Source organism: Deltaproteobacteria bacterium (assembly GCA_009929795.1).
Classification (GTDB): domain Bacteria; phylum Desulfobacterota; class Desulfovibrionia; order Desulfovibrionales; family Desulfomicrobiaceae; genus RZZR01.
Window position 1 is genome coordinate 1 of the sequence record RZZR01000043.1, and the last position, 19,985, is coordinate 19,985.

Genomic DNA, 19,985 nt, shown 5'->3' on the forward strand with positions numbered 1-19,985 from the left:
GTATTTGATGCCGGTTCGTGAAAGTGTATGAAATCGGTATTTTATTGGTTGTGGCCCAAGTGGCCGTGGGTTCAAGTCCCATCACTCACCCCAAGAAAAACAAAGGGTTGGAGCAACAAGCTCTAACCCTTTTTTATTTGTCGGGCAGCATGGCCTGATCTCCTTTTGCCCCCTCTTGACCCCACCAGATTTTCAGGGAAAAATTCGAAAAGCCTGCGGGCAAAGTGTCTGACGATATCGAAACAGTGCTCACATTCCACGCGGCCGCCTCGAAAAATCCGGCATGGAGCCCTTATCCTGGCCAACGCCTGGCCCGTTTGAATTCTCAATAAATTCATACTATTTTTTAGATAACCGTCCGACCCTGAACTGAAACAGAACGGCTTAAAACGATCTGAACCCGGAGAAAACCCATGCATCTTCCCATAATCAGGGGACTTGTCCTATTTGTGTTCCTCTCTGCTCCCTTCAGCGTTCAGGCCGATGCCTTGGACGATGAAATCAATGCCATGGTCAAGGATTTTCAGATTCATTTGAGTCGGCTGGATCCTCAAAAAAAATACCACGTCGTCGTCCGGTTTTTCGTGGATGCGGATACTGGAAATCCCAATCGCTTAACGGACGAGATCGAGCGAACATTGATCGGAGCCCTCATTGACCGCCTCGGTGATCGCCAAAACCTGGTCGTCCTTGAACGGCGACGTCTCCAGGACCTGGACCGAGAATTGACCTTCGACACCGACGGCCGCATGACCTGGGATAAGAAGATGTTCGAGAAGTTTGGGGCCGGTTTTCTCATCACCGGAACGGTCAGCGGATACAGCGACCATGCACGCATCAGAGCCCGGATGGTGGACATCCTGACCGGGGCCATCGTGGCCAGCGCTCAGTCCAAAATTCGTTTCGACGAGATGGATCCTCTGCTCTCGACACATTATACCGTGCAATCTGTTGGTCAGGTCCCAAAACACCCCCAACCATCCTCGCCGACAAAAATTGTCGCTGATAAAAAATGGACCGAACCGCTGACCAACATGGAATTCGTCTGGGTCGAAGGCGGGTGCTTCAAGATGGGCAGCAACGACGGCGCATCAGACGGGAAGCCGGTCCACGAAGTCTGCGTTGACGGATTCTGGATGGGCAAATACGAGGTGACCAATGCCCAGTTTCGCCGGTTCCGTTCCGGCCATTCGAGCAAGGACTACGAGGGGAAAAACCTGAACGGGAACGATCAGCCCGTGGTCCATGTCAGTTGGGAGGATGCCGCGGCCTTTGCCCGATGGCTCTCGGACACAAGCGCCCAGACGTATCGCCTGCCCACCGAGGCCGAGTGGGAATATGCGGCCCGGGCCATGACGACCACGGCCGGGTACTGGGGCGAGAATCCGGACGACGCCTGTCGATATGCCAATGTCGCCGACCTGACGGCTAAACGATCCTGGTCGAATTGGGCCATTCACAACTGCGATGACGGCTTTGCCGTGTCCGCGCCCGTGGGTCGTTTCCAGCCCAACGCCTTTGGTCTCCATGACATGTTGGGCAATGTCTGGGAATGGTGTCAGGACTGGTACGATTCCAGCTACTACGCCAACAGCCCCCGGAACAACCCCCAGGGCCCCAGCGGCGGGTCCGGCCGTGTCTTCCGCGGGGGCGCCTGGGACGTAGGGCCCGGATACCCCCCGTCAGCCAGTCGCGGTTGGGGCAGCCCCGACAGCAGACGTCACTTCCTGGGCTTTCGTCTCCTGATGACAAACTGACCTTTTCCCCTCCATGGTCGACCCTGAAAAACGATATTCTTCAGGGTCGACCAACTATGGCACTTTTGCCAGAATTCAAGTCCGGCTTTGACATCAGATTACATCGCCCTTTGGGTCAAGGCCACCGCGAAACGTCCCTGGCCTTTTTTTCCTGCACCAAAGCTGACGCAAACTTGACCAATCGCTCAACATATCCATATTCTTACGGATTCATGGCATCATCCCGGCACGTTCCAGCAGCGTTCCATCGTATCCCGGAGAGGCGGAAACCTCACTTCGAAACAGTGCCGACCTTGGCGACCGGCCTGTTGCCAGGAGATCGAAAGTGCAATATGGACTGAATCATGAAATCGTTCAAAATGAACCGAAAAGGTCCGGCATGACCCCATCGGACGCCCAGCCCACCATCCTCGTCGTCGACGACGAACCCGGCATCCGGGACAGCTACCGGAACTATCTCGAGGACCACGATTTCACGGTCCTCGAGGCAGAGAACGGAGACCGTGCTCTGGACATCCTGGAATCCCGCCCCGTTGATCTGATCGTGCTCGATCTTCGCATGCCCGGACGAGACGGCCTTGAAATTCTCGAGAACATCCGGACGAGAAATCCCGACATCCCGGTCATCATCGTCTCCGGCACCGGGGACATGCACGACGTCATCCGGGCCATGGCCCTGGGCGCCTGGGACTATCACGTCAAACCCCTGGCCGATCTCGACCTCTTGCTCCACTCCATCGACCGGGGTTTGGAGCGGCTCAAGATGGTCCGGGAACGGGAGGCGTACAGGGAGAAGCTCGAAACCGCCGTCGTCCTGCGGACCAAGGAACTGGCCGGCGCCAGGGACCGGGCCGAGGCCGCCAACCGGGCCAAGGACCGCTTTCTGGCCAATGTTAGCCACGAACTGCGCACCCCCTTGAACGGGATCATGGGTCTACTTCAACTCATGCACGAGACCAATGCCGACAAGACCCAGCGCCGCTACATCGAAGAGGCCCTCTATTCGTCCAGAAATCTGCTGACCATCCTGAACGACATCCTGGACCTGTCCAGCATCGACTCCGGACGGGCCTCGGTAAACGAGGAAAACTTCGATCTGACCGAGATCCTGCGGACCGTTGACGGCAATTTCCGGTATCAAGCCCAGTCACGGGGCGTGGGTCTGACCTACGACATCCACCCCGACCTGCCCCAGCAGGTCATCGGAGATCGGGTCCGGGTTCGCCAGATTCTCTTCAATCTGGTCGGCAACGCCGTCAAATATACCGAAAAGGGCATTGTCCACATCTCGGCCGCTCCCCTGTCTCCAAAGGGTCATGACAGCCACGGCCGGCTCGTAATCCGCATCCTGTTCACGGTCTCAGACACGGGCGTCGGTATCCCCGAGGAAATCCAGGATCACGTCTTCGACGCCTTCGTGGCCGAAAACGAACGGAGTGAGCGGATACGGGGGGCAGGCATGGGCCTGAACATCGTCAGCAGCCTGGTCCGCCTGATGAACGGAAGCATAGCCTTTGAGAGCGAACCAAACCGCGGCTCTACCTTCTACCTTCAGATTCCCTTTGTCCCGGCCGTCACTGAATCGCTGAACATCCATTCCAAAGCCAAGCCCCTGCCCCGGGGGGCCAAGGTTCTCCTGGCCGAGGACGACCGGGTCAACCAGCTGTTCACCAAAAAGCTACTCGAACTCTTCGGCCTTCACGTCCTTCTGGCCCAGTCCGGACGGGAAGCCCTCGATATCCTGGAACGCGAGGACGTGGACTGTGTGCTCATGGATATCCAGATGCCCGACATCGACGGTCTGGAGGCCACTAAAATCATCCGCTCCTGGAATTCGGCCTCCCCATTGAGCCGCAAGGCCCGGGCGGCCAAGCTGCCCATCGTGGCCATCACCGCCCACGCCCTGCGCGGCGACCGAGAGGCCTTCCTTGAAGCCGGCCTGGACCGGTACCTGAGCAAACCCCTGGACAAGGACGCTCTGCAGCGAACCCTGGTCGAGCTTTTGGGGCCCTCCACCGAGGCCGGACACAAAGGGGAAAAATACGCGTGAAGCGGATACTCATCGTGGATGACGAACCGGGGATCCGGGAAAGCCTGGCCGAATTCCTCGAGGATCACGACATTCCCTCGACCCTTGCCGAAAGCGCCGAACAGGGCCTGGAAATCCTGGCCGGGCAGCCACACGACCTGGCCATAGTCGACATGCGCCTTCCTGGAATGGACGGCAGCGCCATGATCGACCATGCCTGCCGCCTGTACCCAGGGATGTCCTTCATCATCCACACCGGGTCCATGGACTACGACCTGCCTCCGGAACTGCTCGAATGCGGCCTGACCGAGGCCGACATTTTCCGCAAGCCCATCCTGGATCTGTCGATCTTCCTGGCCGCCGTCAGAAAACGCCTGGATTGATCACCGGCCTTTGGCCCGAAATCCCATCACCCAGTCCTTGAGCATCTTGGCCTGATCCGACACCAGTTGGTCGTCGGCCAGTTCCATGGCCTCCAGATATTGATAGAGGAGTCCATCCCCGTCCTCGAACATGCAGGGAACCACTCCTCCCGGGATGAAGCCCTCGTCCACAAGAATTTTCCCGGCGCAGGCCACGGCCGGGTCGCTGGTCGAAAGATACAGGTATCGACAGGGATAGTCCTTCCCCGAAGTCGAGGCCAGCACATGCCGAACACAGCCAGAGAAATCATCCCCCACGGACTGGACATACCACTCCATGGTCTGCCATTCCGGCGAACACCGCTCCTGAAGGCGGGTTTTCGTGCCCGATTCCGGAACGGATTCGCGATCCGCCGTCACCAGGCTTCGTTCAAGGCCGAGGCTCTGGAAGATCGTGGCCGCCACTGGGAAGAAGGCTTCGGGCATCAGGGATCGACCACTCCGCCGACAGGCGCAGGTCATATAGTACAGGCAGGCATTCCGGCGCCGTGGCTCCGGAGGCAAGATGCCCTTGTATTCGATGGTTCCCGGCAAATGGCCGGGTAGATAGCCCACCGGCACCGCCCCGGCCCTGATGGACGACTTCTGAGCCATGGGATGAGAGCAGACGACCTCGAAAAAAATCCCTGGCCGGCCGTTCTGGCAGGCCCTGTCCCCCAGAGACTCAATCATGGCCGCCAGGGTGTTTTGCCCCCGGGTTCGGACCACCACCAGACCGCAATAGAGATACCCGAGGGAGGTCTCCTTCAGATCGAGAAGCCCCAGGTGGCCTGAGAACAATCCATTCCAGACGGCCACGCAAGAAACCATGTCCCCGTTTTTGAGCATGGCCGCCACGATATCCGGGTTATACATTCTTTGGTCGGGATAGGTCTCTCCGTAGCAGACCCTGACCCCGTCCACGAAGTCGGAGGAGTCTTCAGGCTCCATCGTTCGGATTTTCTGCACCGGACCGGCGGGCAAGACGTCTTCCTGAACGACCCTGGCCGAGACCTTACGGGGTCTGGCCAGGGTGCCGAGGACGAAAACCAGGGTCGTCACCGCGTAGACAATGCCCAAGGTCTGCAAACCCGTCCCCAGTTCCAGGCCCGTTCCCACCAGCAGGGCAAAGATCACCGGACCCATGACCTGACCGATGCGCTCCATGGACCGATAGGCGCTTACGGCCGTGTCCTCTCCCAGGGACCGGGCCGAATCGTGTTCCAGGGCAAACATGACCGTGGAGGCCGCCCCAAGGCAGTTGGATAGACCGATGAGCACCACTGCCGTCAGCACCGCCCAGACCCCACCCCAGAATGTAAACACCAGCAGGGACAGACTTCCGAGAATCCCGGCCAGGGCCACGAACGGAGCCTTGCGCTCGGCCCGGTCCACCCATTGGTTGATAGGCGGAGCCAAATAGATGATGCACAAGCCGTAGACCATCAAAATTCGGCCGATGTTGGCCTGGGTCACGCCCAGTTCTTTGAGGTGGATGGGAGCGAAATAGTAGAGGAGCCCCACCAGGACGATGGAACCGGGCACGCCGATGCACATCCACAGGAACATGACCCTCCTTTCCAAAAGGAACCGAAGAGTCCTCCGGACCTGTCCGCCGGCCTGGGCCTTGATCGCGACTGCGCGGGGCGAACGGACGAACAGGATGCCGTAGGCCAGGGCCAGGAGCATGACCCCGGCCCCGGCCACGAACACCGGCCCGAAGCCCAGGCGCTCGGCCAGCATGGCCCCCACGGCATTGCCGCAAATGCTTCCTGCAAAAATCCCCGCGAAGGCGTTGGCGATGCCCTTGGCCCGGCCCCGCCCGGACCGGTCCGAAAGCACGGCTGTCTGCAGGGAGATGATCAGCATCCCGAAGCCGAAACCAGCCAGACCCCTTGCCAGGATGAAGGGAACGGGCTCAGAGGTCAGCCCGGACAGGGCCGCCCCGGCCACCGCGGCCACGGTCCCGGCAATGAATGAGGTCCGCCATCCCTTGCGGTCGCTCAACGGCCCCGAGCAGAGGATGCCGAAAAAGGCCATGAACATCTCGGCCGAGATGGGTAGCCCCAGGACCACGTCCCGAGACAGCCCGAACAGGGGCTCATAGATGATGTTCATGTACAGGGGCAAAAAGGACACACTCATGTCGTAGCCGAGAAAGAACAGGAACCCGGCCGAACGGACGAATCTTCCCACGCCCTCGTCCTCGGCCCGGACCGGTCCTGGACGAATCCAGGCCATGGTCAGGGCCAGAATCTCGGCCAGAAAGACGAAACAGATGAAGGCCACCGTGGCTGAATCGAAGAGAACCCCCCTGACCCGACCCTCCACCATGGACTCGTTGGTGGTCACGGCCACATAGCCTTCCACGGCCTTATGCCGGTGCTTGGTCTTGCCGTAGGCGAACAGGGGCACTGTGATGGTCTGCCCGTCGTACGCGCCCTCCCCCTGTCTGGCCTCGGCCACGGTTTGTCCATCGTCGTCATACATGGCGATTCGGGACACCGATGGAGAGATGGACACCACCTGCTCCAGCAGGCTGTCCATGCCCACCAGTCTCTGAATACTGAGGCCCTTGCTCAGAAGAAACTCGATGTCTCCCTGGAGATACCTGGCCAGGGATTCGGCCTGGCCGACCAGGCCCTGCCGATAGGTTTCCTGAAACCGCTTGACGTTCATGAAGGCGAAGACCACCTGGGATCCGCCGATGAACAGGAAGAGGACGATGGTCGACCACCGCCGGAGCCGGGTCGGGTCGGTGTTGGCCGCCGAGACCCAGCCCAGCCACCCCCACAGGGCCAGGCCCACGACTAAGACGGTCCAGGACAGGGCCGTCAGATTCCACCGAACAAAACCCTCCAGTCTGGACCTGATGGTCTCCTCGGTCACCTGCAGGGTCAGGAAGCCTTGGAGGGTGCCGCTCTTGACAATCGGGAAAACAATATGGCGATGTTTGCCCAAAATGAAGGGCTCGTCCTTCGATGTGTCCGACAGGGCGAAGGACAGAAGATCCCCTGGAACGATTTCGCCCACGGCGTCATGGCCGGTCGGGCCGGTCTGGACCAGACTGAAGAGAATCTTTCCCGTGGTATCGAAAACCTGGATGGAATCGAGGCTCGGAGCGAGCGCATGGAGATCGGCCAGGATTTCCTGGCCCCCGGCGAAGGCTCCCAGAGGCTTTCCGTACTGGACCCCGGTCTCGAGTTGCTGCCGGGCCGCCCCGCCCAGGACCCGTAGATTCGCCAGCAAGCCCTCCAGATAGGCGCTTTGCAGGGAGGATACGCCCAGGGCCGCGCTCAGGGTCTGGGTCAGGATCAGGACGCTCAGGCCTAGGATCAAAGGTCTGAGAACGGTCCGCACCCTGCTGGAATCAACGGTCGAGGCGGCGATGGTCGTGTCCTCTGTCCCCTATTGGAACTTGCGGCCCTCGGGCAGGACCGACTTCTCGTAGATCTCGTCCGAGGCGATGAGGATGTTGACCGGAAAATCAAACCCGATTTTCTGGGCCGTTTCGATGTTCAGGGCGATCTTGGGCTGGCTGTTGTCGACCATGGGCAGATCCCTGGGCTTCTCGCCTTCCAGGATGCGAATGCAGGAATTGGCCAGGAACTCGCCGATGGGCGAAAAGTCCTGGGTGGAAAAGGCCATCAGGGCGCCGCTTCGGACATGGGTCGATCCGTCCCGGGCAAAGGTTGGAATCTTGTGCCTGTTCAGAAGCTCGAACAACTGATTCACGTCGCAGGCCCCCCAATCGAAACAGTTCAGGGCCGAAATGAAAAAGGCGTCCATGCCCCTGGCCAGAAGGTCCTCAATCCCTTTCCGGCAGTCCTCGGTGCTTTCGGTGGTCCCGATCTGATTATATTCCAGAAGTTCGAAACCCCGTTCCTTGGCTGCCTGCCGGGCATCCAGAACATTGGCGTAGACCAGGCCCGTTTCTGTGTCGGGATAGATGATCCCGAGCTTCTTGAAGCCCACGATCTCATGGAAGAGTTCGAACATGATCTTCCAGCGATCCCGAACGATGCGGACCGTGAAATTGTCCACCCCGGAATCCTCCAGGCTGGGCACGAACCCGGACTTGACCGGATCGGACAGGGCCATGCCCAGGATCGGGGTCCGTCCGTTGTTGGCCTCCAGCAAAGCCCCGGCCGCTGCCGTGCCCATGGCCACGATCAGATCGAGGCCGTCGCGGGCCATGAGTTCCTTGGCCCGCTCCAGATACTCCGGAACCTTTTCCTCGTCCCAGCCGGGACTGAACCAGGCGTCGGCCGGATACTCGACCCGGTCCGGGCCCCATCCTCTGGCGGTCATGGCCGTCTGCATGGCCTTGATGGTCCCTTCATAGGCCCAGTACTGGCCGGCTTCCAGATAGCCGATTCGAAACTTCTTGCTCTCGGCAAAGGCATTGCCGGCAAGAACGAATATGGCCGCAAGAACGAAGGGCAAGAGAGGAAGCCGCCGCATATCAGTCTCCTTGGTTCAGATCCGCAAAAAAACCAGTACCCAGAGTATGGCCGCCGCCCAGCACCCGGCCAAAAGATCGTCGATCATGATTCCGAACCCTCCGGGCAACCACGTCTCGGAGCTGCGCACCGGCCATGGTTTGAGGATGTCAAAAAACCGGAACAACCCGAAACCCAGACAGACCAAGGCCCAATCCATGGCTGCTGAAGGCGCGCCAAGGGGCATGAGGGCCATCCACTGCCCGAGCAATTCGTCGATGACAACCTGTCCGGGGTCTTTCCGTCCCAGATTACGCTCCACCCGGGTGGCCATCAGCCCACCGATCACGAACACCGAGACCAGGACCGTCACCCGGGCCGCCGGACCCAGGGGAAGAAAGAGCAGCGGGGCCAGGGCCGTGGCCAACAGGGAGCCCCAGGTCCCCGGAGCCTTGGGCAGATATCCGGCCGGACCCAGGGCGCAGGCGAATTCCATGGCCCGGTCCAGACTCGATGCCCGGTTCTTCACGCCCCCTCCCCGCCCTCGGCCGGGGCCACGACCCCAAGTCTGAGCAGAGCCGCGGCCGTTTCCTGCAGGGGCAGGCCCACGACGTTGGAGACCGATCCGGTCACCGAACGCACCAGAAATCCGCCTCCACCCTGAATGGCGTAGCTTCCGGCCTTGTCCATGGGCTCACCGGAACGGACATAGGCCGCCAAAACATCGTCCGTGAAAGATGCCATCCGCACGGTGGACACGGCATGAAATCCTTCGTCCACCTGATCGGCGGCCCGCATGAGCCAGACTCCGGTGATCACTTCATGCTCCCGTCCCCGCAGAAGGCGCAGGGCCTCCAGGGCCGCGGCCGGTGACCCGGGCTTGCCCAGGACTATGTCGTCGGCCACGACCATGGTGTCCGCCCCGAGAACGAGATGATCCTGAAACCGGGCCGCCATGTCCCCGGCCTTGAGTCTGGCCAGACGAAGGGCGTAGTCCACCGGGACTTCCTCGGCCAGTCTGGGCGGTTCCGGCACCCAGCTGGGAACGACCAGAAAATGGATCCCCAGGGAGGCCAGCAAAGCCTGCCTCCGGGGCGAGGCCGAGGCCAGAGCCAGAGGCTGTCTGATTCTGAAGGGGCCGTGAGGAACTGTCTCCAGAGGCATGGGCATGAAAATCCTTTGACGGGCTTCCGGTTCGAATGGATTTCAAAACAGGCACTTGTTCTATACCGGATCAGAACCCGACGCGCAACAATCCGATTCAGTCAGATCAAGGGCACAGGCGTTTTTTGACAGCTCCTGAACACCAGCAACAGCTTTTCCTTGGCGTCACCGGATTGACTGTCCGACTGAACCGGACACCGTTCATCAAAACGTTGCCAGCCACCAGAAAGGATTCTATTGGATCTCAAACGCAACGGCTTGAGGGCATACGACCGACGAAAAAAGTTTCAACCCCATAAAACAGGCACATTCCGACCGAAAATAGCTGGAATCGTGACGAGAAACCATTGACGTGCCCGATCCCGAACCTCTCTAGAATCCTTGGTGCCCCCATGATCCTTCTCAAATTCCTTGTCGTCCTCTATGTCGTGATGGCCGTCGCGGCCTTTTTCTTCAGCGAAAGGCTCATCTTCGTCCCCCCAAGGCCCAGCTACGGCAACGACCCGGACCTGCTCATGATTCCCGGCCCCCGAGACGGACCCATCGTCGCCCTGTACCTGGTTAATCCCGGGTCCCGGCATACCATCCTCTACAGCCACGGCAACGCCGAGGATCTCGGCCACATCCGACCCGTCCTCGAACTCCTCCACGGTCTGGGGTTCTCGGTTCTGGCCTACGACTATCCAGGATACGGCCTGAGTCCGGGTCGACCCTCCGAGGCCGGAGCCTATGCCGCTATCGATGCCGCCTACGACTATCTGACGAGGAAAAAAATGCTGGATCCGGCCGGGATCATTCTCTACGGCCGCTCCGTGGGTAGCGGACCGGCCACGGATCTGGCCTCGCGGCGCAGAGTTGGCGGGCTAATCGTTGAAGGAGGCTTTACCACCGCCTTCAGGGTGGTGACCAGAATCCCGATCTTTCCGTTCGACCGGTTCAGGAACATCGCCAAGGTGGAAAAAATTGAGGCCCCGATTCTCGTCATCCATGGCGACCGCGACGAGGTGGTTCCATTTACACATGGCCGGCAGATCATGGCCAAGGCCAGGGAACCGAAATTCTTCTTTCAGGCCAAAGCCGCCAGGCACAACGACCTGATCTCGGTTTCCGGCCCGGCCTACGAACGGGCCGTGCTGGATTTTGCGGCCCACATCGGCCAGGACACGGACAAGAATGCGTCTTGACAGTCTGATTTTTTCATCTCTTCGTTTCGCGTGATAACTGGCCGGTCGACCCTGCCATCCTGAATTCAGTTGGCTTGCCGGCCAAAGACATTGACAACCACCTTCCACCCTGCCTAATCGATATGAAATCTCAACAACGGGAGTGAATCATGTACTTCAAGCAAATCGCCGTGGAAGGACTCGGCTGCTTCTCCTATTGCATCGGCTGCCCTCGAGCCCGGGCCATGGCCGTCGTCGACCCCAAGCGGGACATCCAGGACTATCTGGACATCTCCCGCAACGAGGGCATGCGCATCACCCACATCATCGAAACCCACGTCCACGCCGACCACGTCAGCGGGGCCCAGGAACTCAAAGCCGCCACCGGGGCCGACATCCACATCCAAAAAGATTCCCCGGTTTCCTATCCCCGCAGGCCCCTAGACGAAGGCGACGTCATCGTCATCGGCCCGGCTCAGATGGAGGTCGTCCACACCCCGGGCCACACCCCTCACGCCATTTCCCTTCTGGTCACGGACACGGCCCGGTCCCCCGAGCCCGAGATGATCCTGACCGGGGACGTTCTCTTTGTCGGGGACATCGGACGGCCCGACCTGGCCGGACAGGAAATCCTCGACGAGCAGATCAGCAACCTCTACACCTCCCTCTACGTCAAGCTGGCCAAATATCCCGACCATGTCGAGGTCTTCCCGGCCCACGGCGAGGGTTCCCTGTGCGGCCGGGGCATGAGCCCCAAGCGCAACTCCACCCTGGGCTACGAGCGCCGGGCCAACCCCATGCTCCGCTTCGCCTCCTTCGAGGACTTCGCCCGGGAGATCGGCTCGACCTTCCCCACCCGGCCCAAGAGCTTCACCCACATCATCGAAACCAACATGAAGGGGGCCCCCCTCCTGGACACCTGCCCCATGGACAAGGCCATGACCCCGGGCCAGTTCGAGGGCGAAATGAAGCGGGGGGCTTTGGTCATCGATGTCCGGGACTCGGCCGGGTTCGGCGGGTTCCACATCCCCGGAAGCGTCAACATCGGCTTCGAGAAACAACTGGCCAACTGGGTAGGCATGGTCGTCGATCCCGACTCAGACCTCCTTCTCGTGGTCCCCGGCCGGAACGAGTACGAGCGCATGGTCACCGAACTCCACCGCATCGGCTACGACCGCATCTTCGGCTACCTCTCGGGCGGCATCATGTCCTGGCTCCTGAGCGGGCGGCCCGTGGCCCAGCTGCCCCAGATCTCGCCCCATCAGCTCCGGGAGCGGCAGAACAAAACCGATTTCACCCTCCTCGACGTCCGCACCCCGGCCGAACGGGCCGCAGGCAAGCTGGAAAGGTCCGAGCATCTCCCCTTGACGGACATCCTGGCCGGAAAATTTCCCTCGGGCGACCCGGACCGGGAAATCGTGGTCTATTGCGGCAGCGGATTCCGCTCCAACATCGCCGCCAGCTTCCTCCGCCAGCACGGCCACGCCAGGGTCAGCTCCATGGCCGGAGGCATCTTCGCCTGGACCGCGGCCGGGTTTCCCGTGATTGCCTGACCATGGCAGACCGAACCTCAACGAAGACGGCCCAGACGGAAATTCCGTCCGGGCCGTCTTGCGTTTCCCTATATTTGGGACAAGAGTCCATGGGACGATTCATTCTCCGGAAAGCATCCTCCGGCCCCAAAAGCGCACGCTGTTCCTGGTCGTTTCCGGACATTCAAAAAAAGGGTTGATGGACTCGCGGGACAGGCCAAACACCTCCCTGAAATCCGTAATCACCGATATCTCCAAAAAACTTCTCCCCCGATGACGATGCGGATTATTTGCATCGGACAGTGAGCACAGGAACCGGGCATCGCCGGGTAACTTTTTCCACCACGCTTCCAAAGGCGAAACGCTTGACCCCACCGTATCCATGAGTGGCCATGACGACAAGATCGATATTGTTTTTGTCGACGAATTTCAAAATTTCCTCTGCTGCGTCGCCGTTGATCACCACCTGCTTATGTCTTGGACACGCACCCCCAAGCTGATCACAGATCGTGTTCAAGGCCTTTTGGCTTTTATTCATGAATTGCTTGCGCACATGCTCAAGAATGTCCGGATTTATGGCCTCGGCCAACTGTTCATAGCGGGTCACCTCGTCCTGAACATTGAGAACTATGATTTCGGCTTGATATTTTTCCGCCAGCGACTGGGCATAAGGCAAGGCTTGAGAAGCTTCTTCGGAAGTGTCGGTGGGCCAAAGAATGGTTTTAATTTCCATGACGAGTCCTCCTTGAAAAGGCTACTGGGTTGTCGAATGGAGTGTCTTGATCACCAGCCGGACAGATGAAGTGAGAAAAGATCATCTGCGTTGAGGATTGATTCAGTCATTGAACCTGAAGAGGTCGCAACAAAAAAAAATATCCGTGCCCTGGAAAACATTCCGTACAGGACCAGAATCGCTCTTGATTCTAGTATTGGCCGTAAGTCCGTTGGTCGATGATTGTCAACCGTCACCGAAACAAAACGTGATACCTTGAAATCCGACGACGATCTACACGCCTCTGAGCATTCTCCGATCCCCGACCCGCATGGTGATCCTGGATTTGTCCAGATACTCCAGGAGAGGGATGGCGAACTTGCGCGACAGTCCGGTCAGGTCCTTGAAATCGGATGGTTCCATGGCCTCGTGATCGGCGAAGAAATCCCGGATGGTCTGCACGAGGCCTTCGATGGCCGTGGCCGTGAAGTAGAGATCCTCGTTGATCTTGATCAATTCTCCGGCTTCCTGAAGGACCCGGAGAATCGGCCCGGCCTCCTTGGGTGTCAGGGAGAGATCGGCCAGAACCACCTTGAGGGTCGGCGGAGTCAGCCCCCCGGCCGAGAACGCGTCCAGAATGGATTGTCTGGCCTTGGCCACGTCAGAGGCCAGGGACACCCGGTGGTCCGGAAGCCGGATCAGGTCCTGCTCCACGACCACGGCCTCGTCCCGGGCCTGACGTTCGATAAGAAAATGCACCAGCTTCTGGTCCAGGCCCTTGGCCCAAGCCGATTCCAGTTCACCTCGGCCCAGGCCCTGGCGCATGGGCTGTCGCCGGTGGTATCCGGCCAGATAATCCACCAGACCCTGCCCCAAGTCCCGGACCACGGTCCCGGCCACGTACTTGCGCTGGTCGCGGTCGAACAGAAAGGCCTCCTGGCGTCCGCCCATCTGCTGCAGGGTCCGCTCCAATTCCTTGGACTCCATGTCGGTCATGATCCGGAGCTGGGCAAAAGTCAGGCCCTGGGGCCCGGATAGCTCCAACTGGGCGGCCACAAGCTCGGGGCCATGCAGCTCGGCCAGCTTTTTGAGGTTCTCCACCCCCTTGGAGAACCGCTTCACCTTGCGGCCCAGGGGGTTGATGATTCTGGCCCCGCCGATGGTCTGCAAAGGAGAGAAGGACCGGACGATGCAGCGATCACCGAACACTCCGGTCAGGGGTTCTTCGAACCGGACCTGGCAGACGACCCGATCCCCGGGCTCCAGAATGTCCCGGTCCAGAAGATAGATCCGGGCCAAAACCTCACGGGTGCCGTGGTGGAAGTGGATTTGGGTCCTGTTCTTGAGACTCCTCCCGGCCGAGGCCAAATAGTCCAGCTCTAGGTCCCAGACCGGACTTGGAAACAGGCTCCCCGGGGCGGCCAGGATGTCGCCCCGCTCCAGATCCTGGACCTCCAAACCATAGAGATTGACGGCCGTTCGCTGGCCGGCCGTGACCCGTTCCGAGGCCTCGCCGTGGGCCTGCAGGGACCGAACCTTGCTTCGAAGCCCCCTGGGATAGACCTCCATTTCATCGCCTGCGGCCACCGTGCCCGAAAAGCTGGTTCCCGTGACCACCGTGCCGTGGCCACGCATAGTGAAAACCCGGTCCACGGGCAGGCGAAAAAGGTCGGATCGCCTCCTGGGCCGGAATTCCTCCGTCATCCGGACCAACTCGGCCTTCAATTCCTCAAGCCCGGCCCCGGTGTGGGCCGAGACTGGGATGATAGGCGCACCGGCCAGGAATGAACCCTCCAGGTATTCGGCCACCTCCTCCTGGACCATCTCCAACCAGTCCTTGTCCACCATGTCTGCCTTGGTCAGAGCCACCAGACCCTGCTCCACGCCCAGCAGAACACAGATGTCCAGATGCTCCCTGGTCTGAGGCATGATGCCCTCGTCCGCGGCAATGACCAGGACCACGAAATCGATCCCGGCGGCCCCGGCCACCATATTCTTCACGAACCGCTCATGCCCCGGCACGTCGATGATTCCCAGCCGCAACCCGGGTTTCAGATCCAGAAAGGCGAAGCCCAGCTCAATGGTGATGCCACGCTTCTGCTCCTCGGCCAGACGGTCGCAGTTTATGCCCGTCAGGGCCTTGATCAGAGTTGTCTTGCCGTGGTCGATGTGTCCGGCCGTGCCCATGATGACTGGCATCGAAAACCTCCACGCGCGCCTAACGGCCCGCGGTTGCTGTGATTGAGTCCGGAACGCTATCCTTCGGCCCGAGGGTTTGTCAAAAAACTAGGCCGACACTCCAGGCCCAACGGCACGGATTTCAAACACATCGACAATTGACAAACCCAGGCGTTCAGCCAAAGGTACGTGACAATGACAGAGCCGGACAGCATGATTCGCAGATCTCTCTCAGATCAAATTGGCCTCGCCCCAAGTCTTTGCAGACCAGGCAATCACGATCTGAAAAAACCATTTTCCGTGCCGGGAGACAGGCCATGCGAGAAAAGGATGAACGAGACAGCCCACACGCCGGGAATATTGAGCAGGACCTGACACCATCCAGAACCGGTATGGTTCGCGGAACGCGCTTCACGAATATCCAGGGCGAACCGGTCACTTCAGGAATTCCCTCTTTCGACACCATGGTGGACAGATTGCGGATCGGCGACAATGTGGTCTGGCAGGTTTCCGACTTGGAGAATTATCGGTATTTTGCCCATGCCTTTATCCAGGCCGCCCTGCGGGAAAACAGAAAGGTTGTCTACATTCGCTTTGCAGACCATGCTCCCCTCGTCAACGACGGGCCATCGGACGTCATCCGGTATCATCTCGATCCCGGTGATGGCTTTGAATCCTTTTCCTCCGCAGTGTTCCGAATCATCAAAAGCCAGGGCGTTGGCACGTTTTATGTCTTTGACTGCCTGTCAAATCTACTGTCCGACTGGGCAACGGACCTGATGATCGGCAATTTCTTCGTCATCACCTGCCCGTATCTTTTTGAACTGAACACCATCGCCTACTTCGCCCTTTTTCGAAACAGCCATTCCTATCAGACCGTGGCCCGCATCCGGGAAACGACCCAACTTTTGATCGACGTCTTCGACGAAAACGGCAGGATGTACGTCCATCCCCTCAAGGCCTGGCAACGCTACTCTCCGACCATGTTTCTGCCCCACGTCAGGGAAAATGGAAGTTTTACGGCCATTGTCAGCAGTGTCGATGCGGCCCTGCTCTTCACTGAACTGACCCGCCGCCGACCCGAGAGTGGCAAACGAAGTCTTGACTATTGGGACCGACTGTTCATGGAGGCCGAACAGCTCCTGCACAAACCATGGAACACGTCGGAAATCCAGGACATGGTCGAACGGATCTGCATGATCATGGTCACCAGGGAGCCGCGCATGTCCGCCTTGGTCCGGAAGAATTTCAGCCTTGAGGACCTGGTCCGTCTACGAGAACGACTCATCGGCACAGGAAGCATCGGCGGCAAGGCCGTGGGCATGCTCGTGGCCCGAAAAATCTTGGAAAAAGACCATGCCATCGACTGGAGCAGCCTACTGGAACCACACGATTCCTTCTACATCGGTTCGGACGTCTTCTATACCTACCTGGTTCAGAACGGCTGGTGGAAACTCTACATGAAGCACAAGACCAAGGAGGGATATTTCAAGGCAGGACAAATACTGAAAAAAAGACTTCAGACGGGGTTCTTTCCAGACGAAATTCGCGAACAATTCAAACGAATGCTTGAATATTTCGGGCAATCGCCCATCATTGTCCGCTCCAGCAGCCTCCTGGAAGACAACTTTGGAAATGCCTTTGCAGGCAAGTACGACAGCATTTTTCTCGCGAACCAAGGACGGCCGCAGGAACGCTATCAGCAATTCGAAGACGCTGTCCGAAGTATCTACGCCAGCACCGTGAACGAGGACGCCCTAACCTACCGACTCCAGCGGGGCATGGCCCAGGCCGACGAACAGATGGCCCTACTGGTGCAACGCGTTTCCGGCTCCCACCGCGGGCATCTCTTTCTCCCAGATTTAGCCGGGGTCGGTTTTTCATACAATATCTACACATGGAAACGGGACATGAATCCCGAGGCGGGGATGCTTCGACTTGTCTTCGGCCTGGGGACCAGGGCCGTGAACAGAACCGAGGGGGATTACCCCAGGATCGTTGCTCTCGACTCACCCCTTCAGCACCCCCATGCCGGAGGTGAAGACCTGCGGCGTTTTTCCCAGCGTGAAGTGGACGTGCTGGACCTCAAGGAAAACACGCTGACGACCATGTCCATCCTGGACCTGATGGGACAAAATCTGGGGATTTCTCTCGACCGCATTGGAGTGCGTGACCATGAGGTAAACGAACGTATCCGAAAACTGGGCATACGCAATCAGGAGGCATGGAACATCACCTTCGACGAACTGCTTTCGACGTCTTCCTATCCGCAGATCATGAGGGCCCTGCTGAAAAAACTGGAAGCGATCTACCAGTACCCGGTGGACACGGAATTCACGGTCAATTTTTCCACGGATGACTCATATCGAATCAATCTGCTCCAATGCCGCCCCATGCAGACTACGGGGAGGACCAACCGGGTCGAACTCCCTGATGCCGTTCTCGCGCACCAATTTTTTCTAAATTTTGACGGAAATTTCTTCGGCGGAAACATCGATATACGCATCCACCGAATCATCCACGTCCGTCCCAAGGAATACGCCGAGTTGCCCCTGGCCAAAAAATTCGAGGTTGCCCGTCTTGTTGGACAGTTGAACAAACAGATCACCAATAGAGACCGCCAGGCAGTGATGCTCCTCGGTCCCGGACGATGGGGAACCACGACTCCGTCCTTGGGCGTCCCGGTTCGCTTTTCAGAAATCAACAATATCGCAGTGCTTGGAGAAATTGCCTGGAGCGACGGCAATCTCATGCCGGAGCTTTCATACGGCAGCCATTTCTTTCTTGATCTCGTGGAAACCGGAATTTTCTATCTGGCCGTTTTCCCGGAATCACCTGGCGTCATCGCAAATTTTTCCTGGCTGGCCGGGTTCAAAAATCGACTTGAGGAACTAGTTCCCGAAAAAGCCGATCTGTCCGAAGCCGTGGGGGTCCACGACCTGACGGACCAGGATCTGCGAATCGTCGCAGACATGCTCAAACAAAGACTGATCTGCCATCATCGGTAGTCAGTGGCGGTCATACCTGATTGTCAGGATCTCTTGCGCCCGCGAGGCCTTCGACAGGCCGACGGCTTGTTTTTCAATCCCAAGAAGAATATATGCTTCTTTTTTTTCGTTGAAAATCAAATTCTCAGGGAGGATACATGAAAGCAAAGGAGTATATTCAAAGCGTACTGGATCAGGTCTTCAAACGTGATCCGAACGAACGCGAGTTCCACCAGGCCGTCCGGGAGGTTCTGGAATCTCTCGAACCGGTGATAGCGGCCAAGCCAGCCTATATCGAGGCCAACATCCTCGGCAGGATTGTCGAGCCGGAGAGAATCATCACCTTCAGAGTACCCTGGCAGGATGATAAAGGAAAAGTTCATGTGAACAGAGGCTTCAGGGTTCAGTTCAACAGTGCCCTTGGGCCGTACAAAGGAGGAATCCGTTTTCATCCGAGCGTGAATCTCGGGGTCATCAAATTTTTGGGTTTTGAGCAGATTTTCAAAAACTCCTTGACCACCCTGCCCATGGGTGGCGGCAAAGGAGGCTCCGATTTCGACCCGAAATACAAGTCCGACGCCGAGATCATGAGGTTCTGCCAATCCTTCATGACCGAACTGCAACGCCACATCGGAGCCGATACGGATGTGCCGGCAGGCGACATCGGAGTGGGCGCCAGGGAAATCGGCTTCATGTTCGGCCAGTACAAAAGGCTCCGCAACGAGTTCACGGGCGTGTTGACCGGCAAGGGCATCAATTGGGGAGGATCCTTGATCCGGCCCGAAGCCACCGGATATGGGGCTGTGTATTTTGCCCAGGAGATGCTCCGGACCCGGAACGACAGCCTGGAGGGAAAAACCTGTGTCGTCAGCGGATCGGGAAACGTGGCCCAGTTCACCGTGGAAAAAATTCTTCAGCTTGGAGGAAAGGTCGTCTCCCTGTCCGACTCCAACGGGACGATTTACGATCCGACAGGAATCGACGAGGAGAAATTGAGATATGTGATCGAACTCAAAAACATCCGATACGGTCGAATCAAAGAGTACGCGGAAAAATTCAGGGGAGTCGAATACTACGAAGGATGTCGCCCCTGGGGAATCAAATGCGACTGCGCCTTCCCCTCGGCAACCCAGAACGAAATCAGTCTGGACGACGCCAAGCACCTTTGCGATGCCGGATGTTGCCTGGTCTGTGAAGGAGCGAACATGCCCACCGAGCCGGACGCTGTGCACCTGGTCCAATCTTCGAGACTTCTCTACGGATTGAGCAAGGCGGCCAACGCCGGCGGAGTGGCGGTCTCAGGCCTTGAAATGTCCCAGAACTCGATGCGTCTGAGATGGACGAGAGAGGAGGTCGATCAAAAACTTCAGCAAATCATGAGGAATATCCACAAGCAATGTGTGGAGGCCGCGGAGGAATTCGGCATGAAAGGCGATTTGGTGGCCGGAGCGAATATCGCCGGATTCCGTAGGGTAGCCGACACCATGCTCGATCATGGCGTGGTGTAACACCAGACCCTTGGCCGAATAGCCTCGCTGCCGGCACCGACAAAAGCCGGAGCCAGGAGCATCCGCTCCGGGCCCCGGCTTTTGTGTAGTTCAAACCACGTCGCCTTAATAC

13 protein-coding genes are annotated in these 19,985 nt (G+C 58.7%); 7 read left to right on the forward strand and 6 right to left on the reverse strand.

Annotated elements, in window-relative coordinates:
- Nucleotides 1-413: 413 nt before the first annotated feature.
- The 3 genes from EOM25_06725 to EOM25_06735 all read left to right on the forward strand — a co-directional run bounded on the left by EOM25_06725 (nt 414) and on the right by EOM25_06735 (nt 4,169).
- Nucleotides 414-1,757, forward strand: coding sequence for a hypothetical protein (locus tag EOM25_06725; GenBank protein NCC24877.1), 1,344 nt, complete (start codon nt 414-416; stop codon nt 1,755-1,757).
- 379 nt (nt 1,758-2,136) lie between these two features.
- Entirely contained in the window at nt 2,137-3,807 is a 1,671-nt protein-coding gene (locus tag EOM25_06730) for a response regulator (protein NCC24878.1), read from the forward strand.
- Nucleotides 3,798-4,169: a response regulator gene (locus EOM25_06735; protein ID NCC24879.1), complete on the forward strand. Its 372-nt coding sequence runs from the start codon at nt 3,798-3,800 to the stop codon at nt 4,167-4,169. Before EOM25_06730 ends, EOM25_06735 begins: the two co-directional genes overlap by 10 nt.
- Here the strand turns inward: EOM25_06735 and EOM25_06740 are convergent, their stop codons facing one another.
- The 4 genes from EOM25_06740 to maf are packed head-to-tail and all read right to left on the reverse strand — an operon-like array spanning nt 4,170 to nt 9,793.
- Entirely contained in the window at nt 4,170-7,547 is a 3,378-nt protein-coding gene (locus EOM25_06740) for an MFS transporter (GenBank protein ID NCC24880.1), read from the reverse strand.
- A 48-nt stretch (nt 7,548-7,595) separates the two neighbouring features.
- Nucleotides 7,596-8,651, reverse strand: a complete 1,056-nt coding sequence (locus tag EOM25_06745) for a hypothetical protein (GenBank protein NCC24881.1) — start codon at nt 8,649-8,651, stop codon at nt 7,596-7,598.
- A 15-nt stretch (nt 8,652-8,666) separates the two neighbouring features.
- Entirely contained in the window at nt 8,667-9,125 is a 459-nt protein-coding gene (locus tag EOM25_06750; protein ID NCC24882.1) for a phosphatidylglycerophosphatase A, read from the reverse strand.
- A gap of 29 nt (nt 9,126-9,154) precedes the next feature.
- The gene (gene maf / locus EOM25_06755; protein ID NCC24883.1) at nt 9,155-9,793 is read right to left on the reverse strand and encodes a septum formation protein Maf; all 639 of its coding nucleotides are present in this window, start codon (nt 9,791-9,793) and stop codon (nt 9,155-9,157) included.
- Nucleotides 9,794-10,185: 392 nt separating this feature from the next.
- On the opposite strand from maf, the gene EOM25_06760 reads away from it, so the two are divergent.
- Entirely contained in the window at nt 10,186-10,977 is a 792-nt protein-coding gene (locus EOM25_06760) for an alpha/beta hydrolase (protein ID NCC24884.1), read from the forward strand.
- Between the two features lie 149 nt (nt 10,978-11,126).
- On the forward strand, nt 11,127-12,509 hold the full coding sequence (locus EOM25_06765) for an MBL fold metallo-hydrolase (protein NCC24885.1): 1,383 nt from the start codon (nt 11,127-11,129) through the stop codon (nt 12,507-12,509).
- Between the two features lie 265 nt (nt 12,510-12,774).
- Here EOM25_06765 and EOM25_06770 read toward each other — a convergent pair whose 3' ends face one another.
- On the reverse strand, nt 12,775-13,221 hold the full coding sequence (locus EOM25_06770) for a universal stress protein (protein NCC24886.1): 447 nt from the start codon (nt 13,219-13,221) through the stop codon (nt 12,775-12,777).
- A gap of 273 nt (nt 13,222-13,494) precedes the next feature.
- Nucleotides 13,495-15,399, reverse strand: a complete 1,905-nt coding sequence (gene selB / locus EOM25_06775) for a selenocysteine-specific translation elongation factor (protein NCC24887.1) — start codon at nt 15,397-15,399, stop codon at nt 13,495-13,497.
- A 371-nt stretch (nt 15,400-15,770) separates the two neighbouring features.
- On the opposite strand from selB, the gene EOM25_06780 reads away from it, so the two are divergent.
- The gene (locus EOM25_06780) at nt 15,771-18,386 is read left to right on the forward strand and encodes a phosphoenolpyruvate synthase (protein NCC24888.1); all 2,616 of its coding nucleotides are present in this window, start codon (nt 15,771-15,773) and stop codon (nt 18,384-18,386) included.
- A gap of 137 nt (nt 18,387-18,523) precedes the next feature.
- Nucleotides 18,524-19,873 (forward strand): NADP-specific glutamate dehydrogenase, encoded by a 1,350-nt coding sequence (locus EOM25_06785; GenBank protein NCC24889.1) that lies wholly within the window; start codon nt 18,524-18,526, stop codon nt 19,871-19,873.
- The last annotated feature ends 112 nt before the right edge of the window (nt 19,874-19,985 follow it).

What these genes read in the sequence shown, in the direction of transcription:
- EOM25_06750 (NCC24882.1), bottom strand. Translation starts at nt 9,125, where the DNA reads ATGGAATTCGCCTGCGCCCTGGGTCCGGCCGGATATCTGCCCAAGGCT.
- EOM25_06725 (NCC24877.1), top strand. Translation starts at nt 414, where the DNA reads ATGCATCTTCCCATAATCAGGGGACTTGTCCTATTTGTGTTCCTCTCT.
- EOM25_06760 (NCC24884.1), top strand. Translation starts at nt 10,186, where the DNA reads ATGATCCTTCTCAAATTCCTTGTCGTCCTCTATGTCGTGATGGCCGTC.
- EOM25_06765 (NCC24885.1), top strand. Translation starts at nt 11,127, where the DNA reads ATGTACTTCAAGCAAATCGCCGTGGAAGGACTCGGCTGCTTCTCCTAT.
- EOM25_06730 (NCC24878.1), top strand. Translation starts at nt 2,137, where the DNA reads ATGACCCCATCGGACGCCCAGCCCACCATCCTCGTCGTCGACGACGAA.
- EOM25_06770 (NCC24886.1), bottom strand. Translation starts at nt 13,221, where the DNA reads ATGGAAATTAAAACCATTCTTTGGCCCACCGACACTTCCGAAGAAGCT.
- maf (NCC24883.1), bottom strand. Translation starts at nt 9,793, where the DNA reads ATGCCTCTGGAGACAGTTCCTCACGGCCCCTTCAGAATCAGACAGCCT.
- EOM25_06745 (NCC24881.1), bottom strand. Translation starts at nt 8,651, where the DNA reads ATGCGGCGGCTTCCTCTCTTGCCCTTCGTTCTTGCGGCCATATTCGTT.
- selB (NCC24887.1), bottom strand. Translation starts at nt 15,399, where the DNA reads ATGCCAGTCATCATGGGCACGGCCGGACACATCGACCACGGCAAGACA.
- EOM25_06780 (NCC24888.1), top strand. Translation starts at nt 15,771, where the DNA reads ATGGTTCGCGGAACGCGCTTCACGAATATCCAGGGCGAACCGGTCACT.
- EOM25_06785 (NCC24889.1), top strand. Translation starts at nt 18,524, where the DNA reads ATGAAAGCAAAGGAGTATATTCAAAGCGTACTGGATCAGGTCTTCAAA.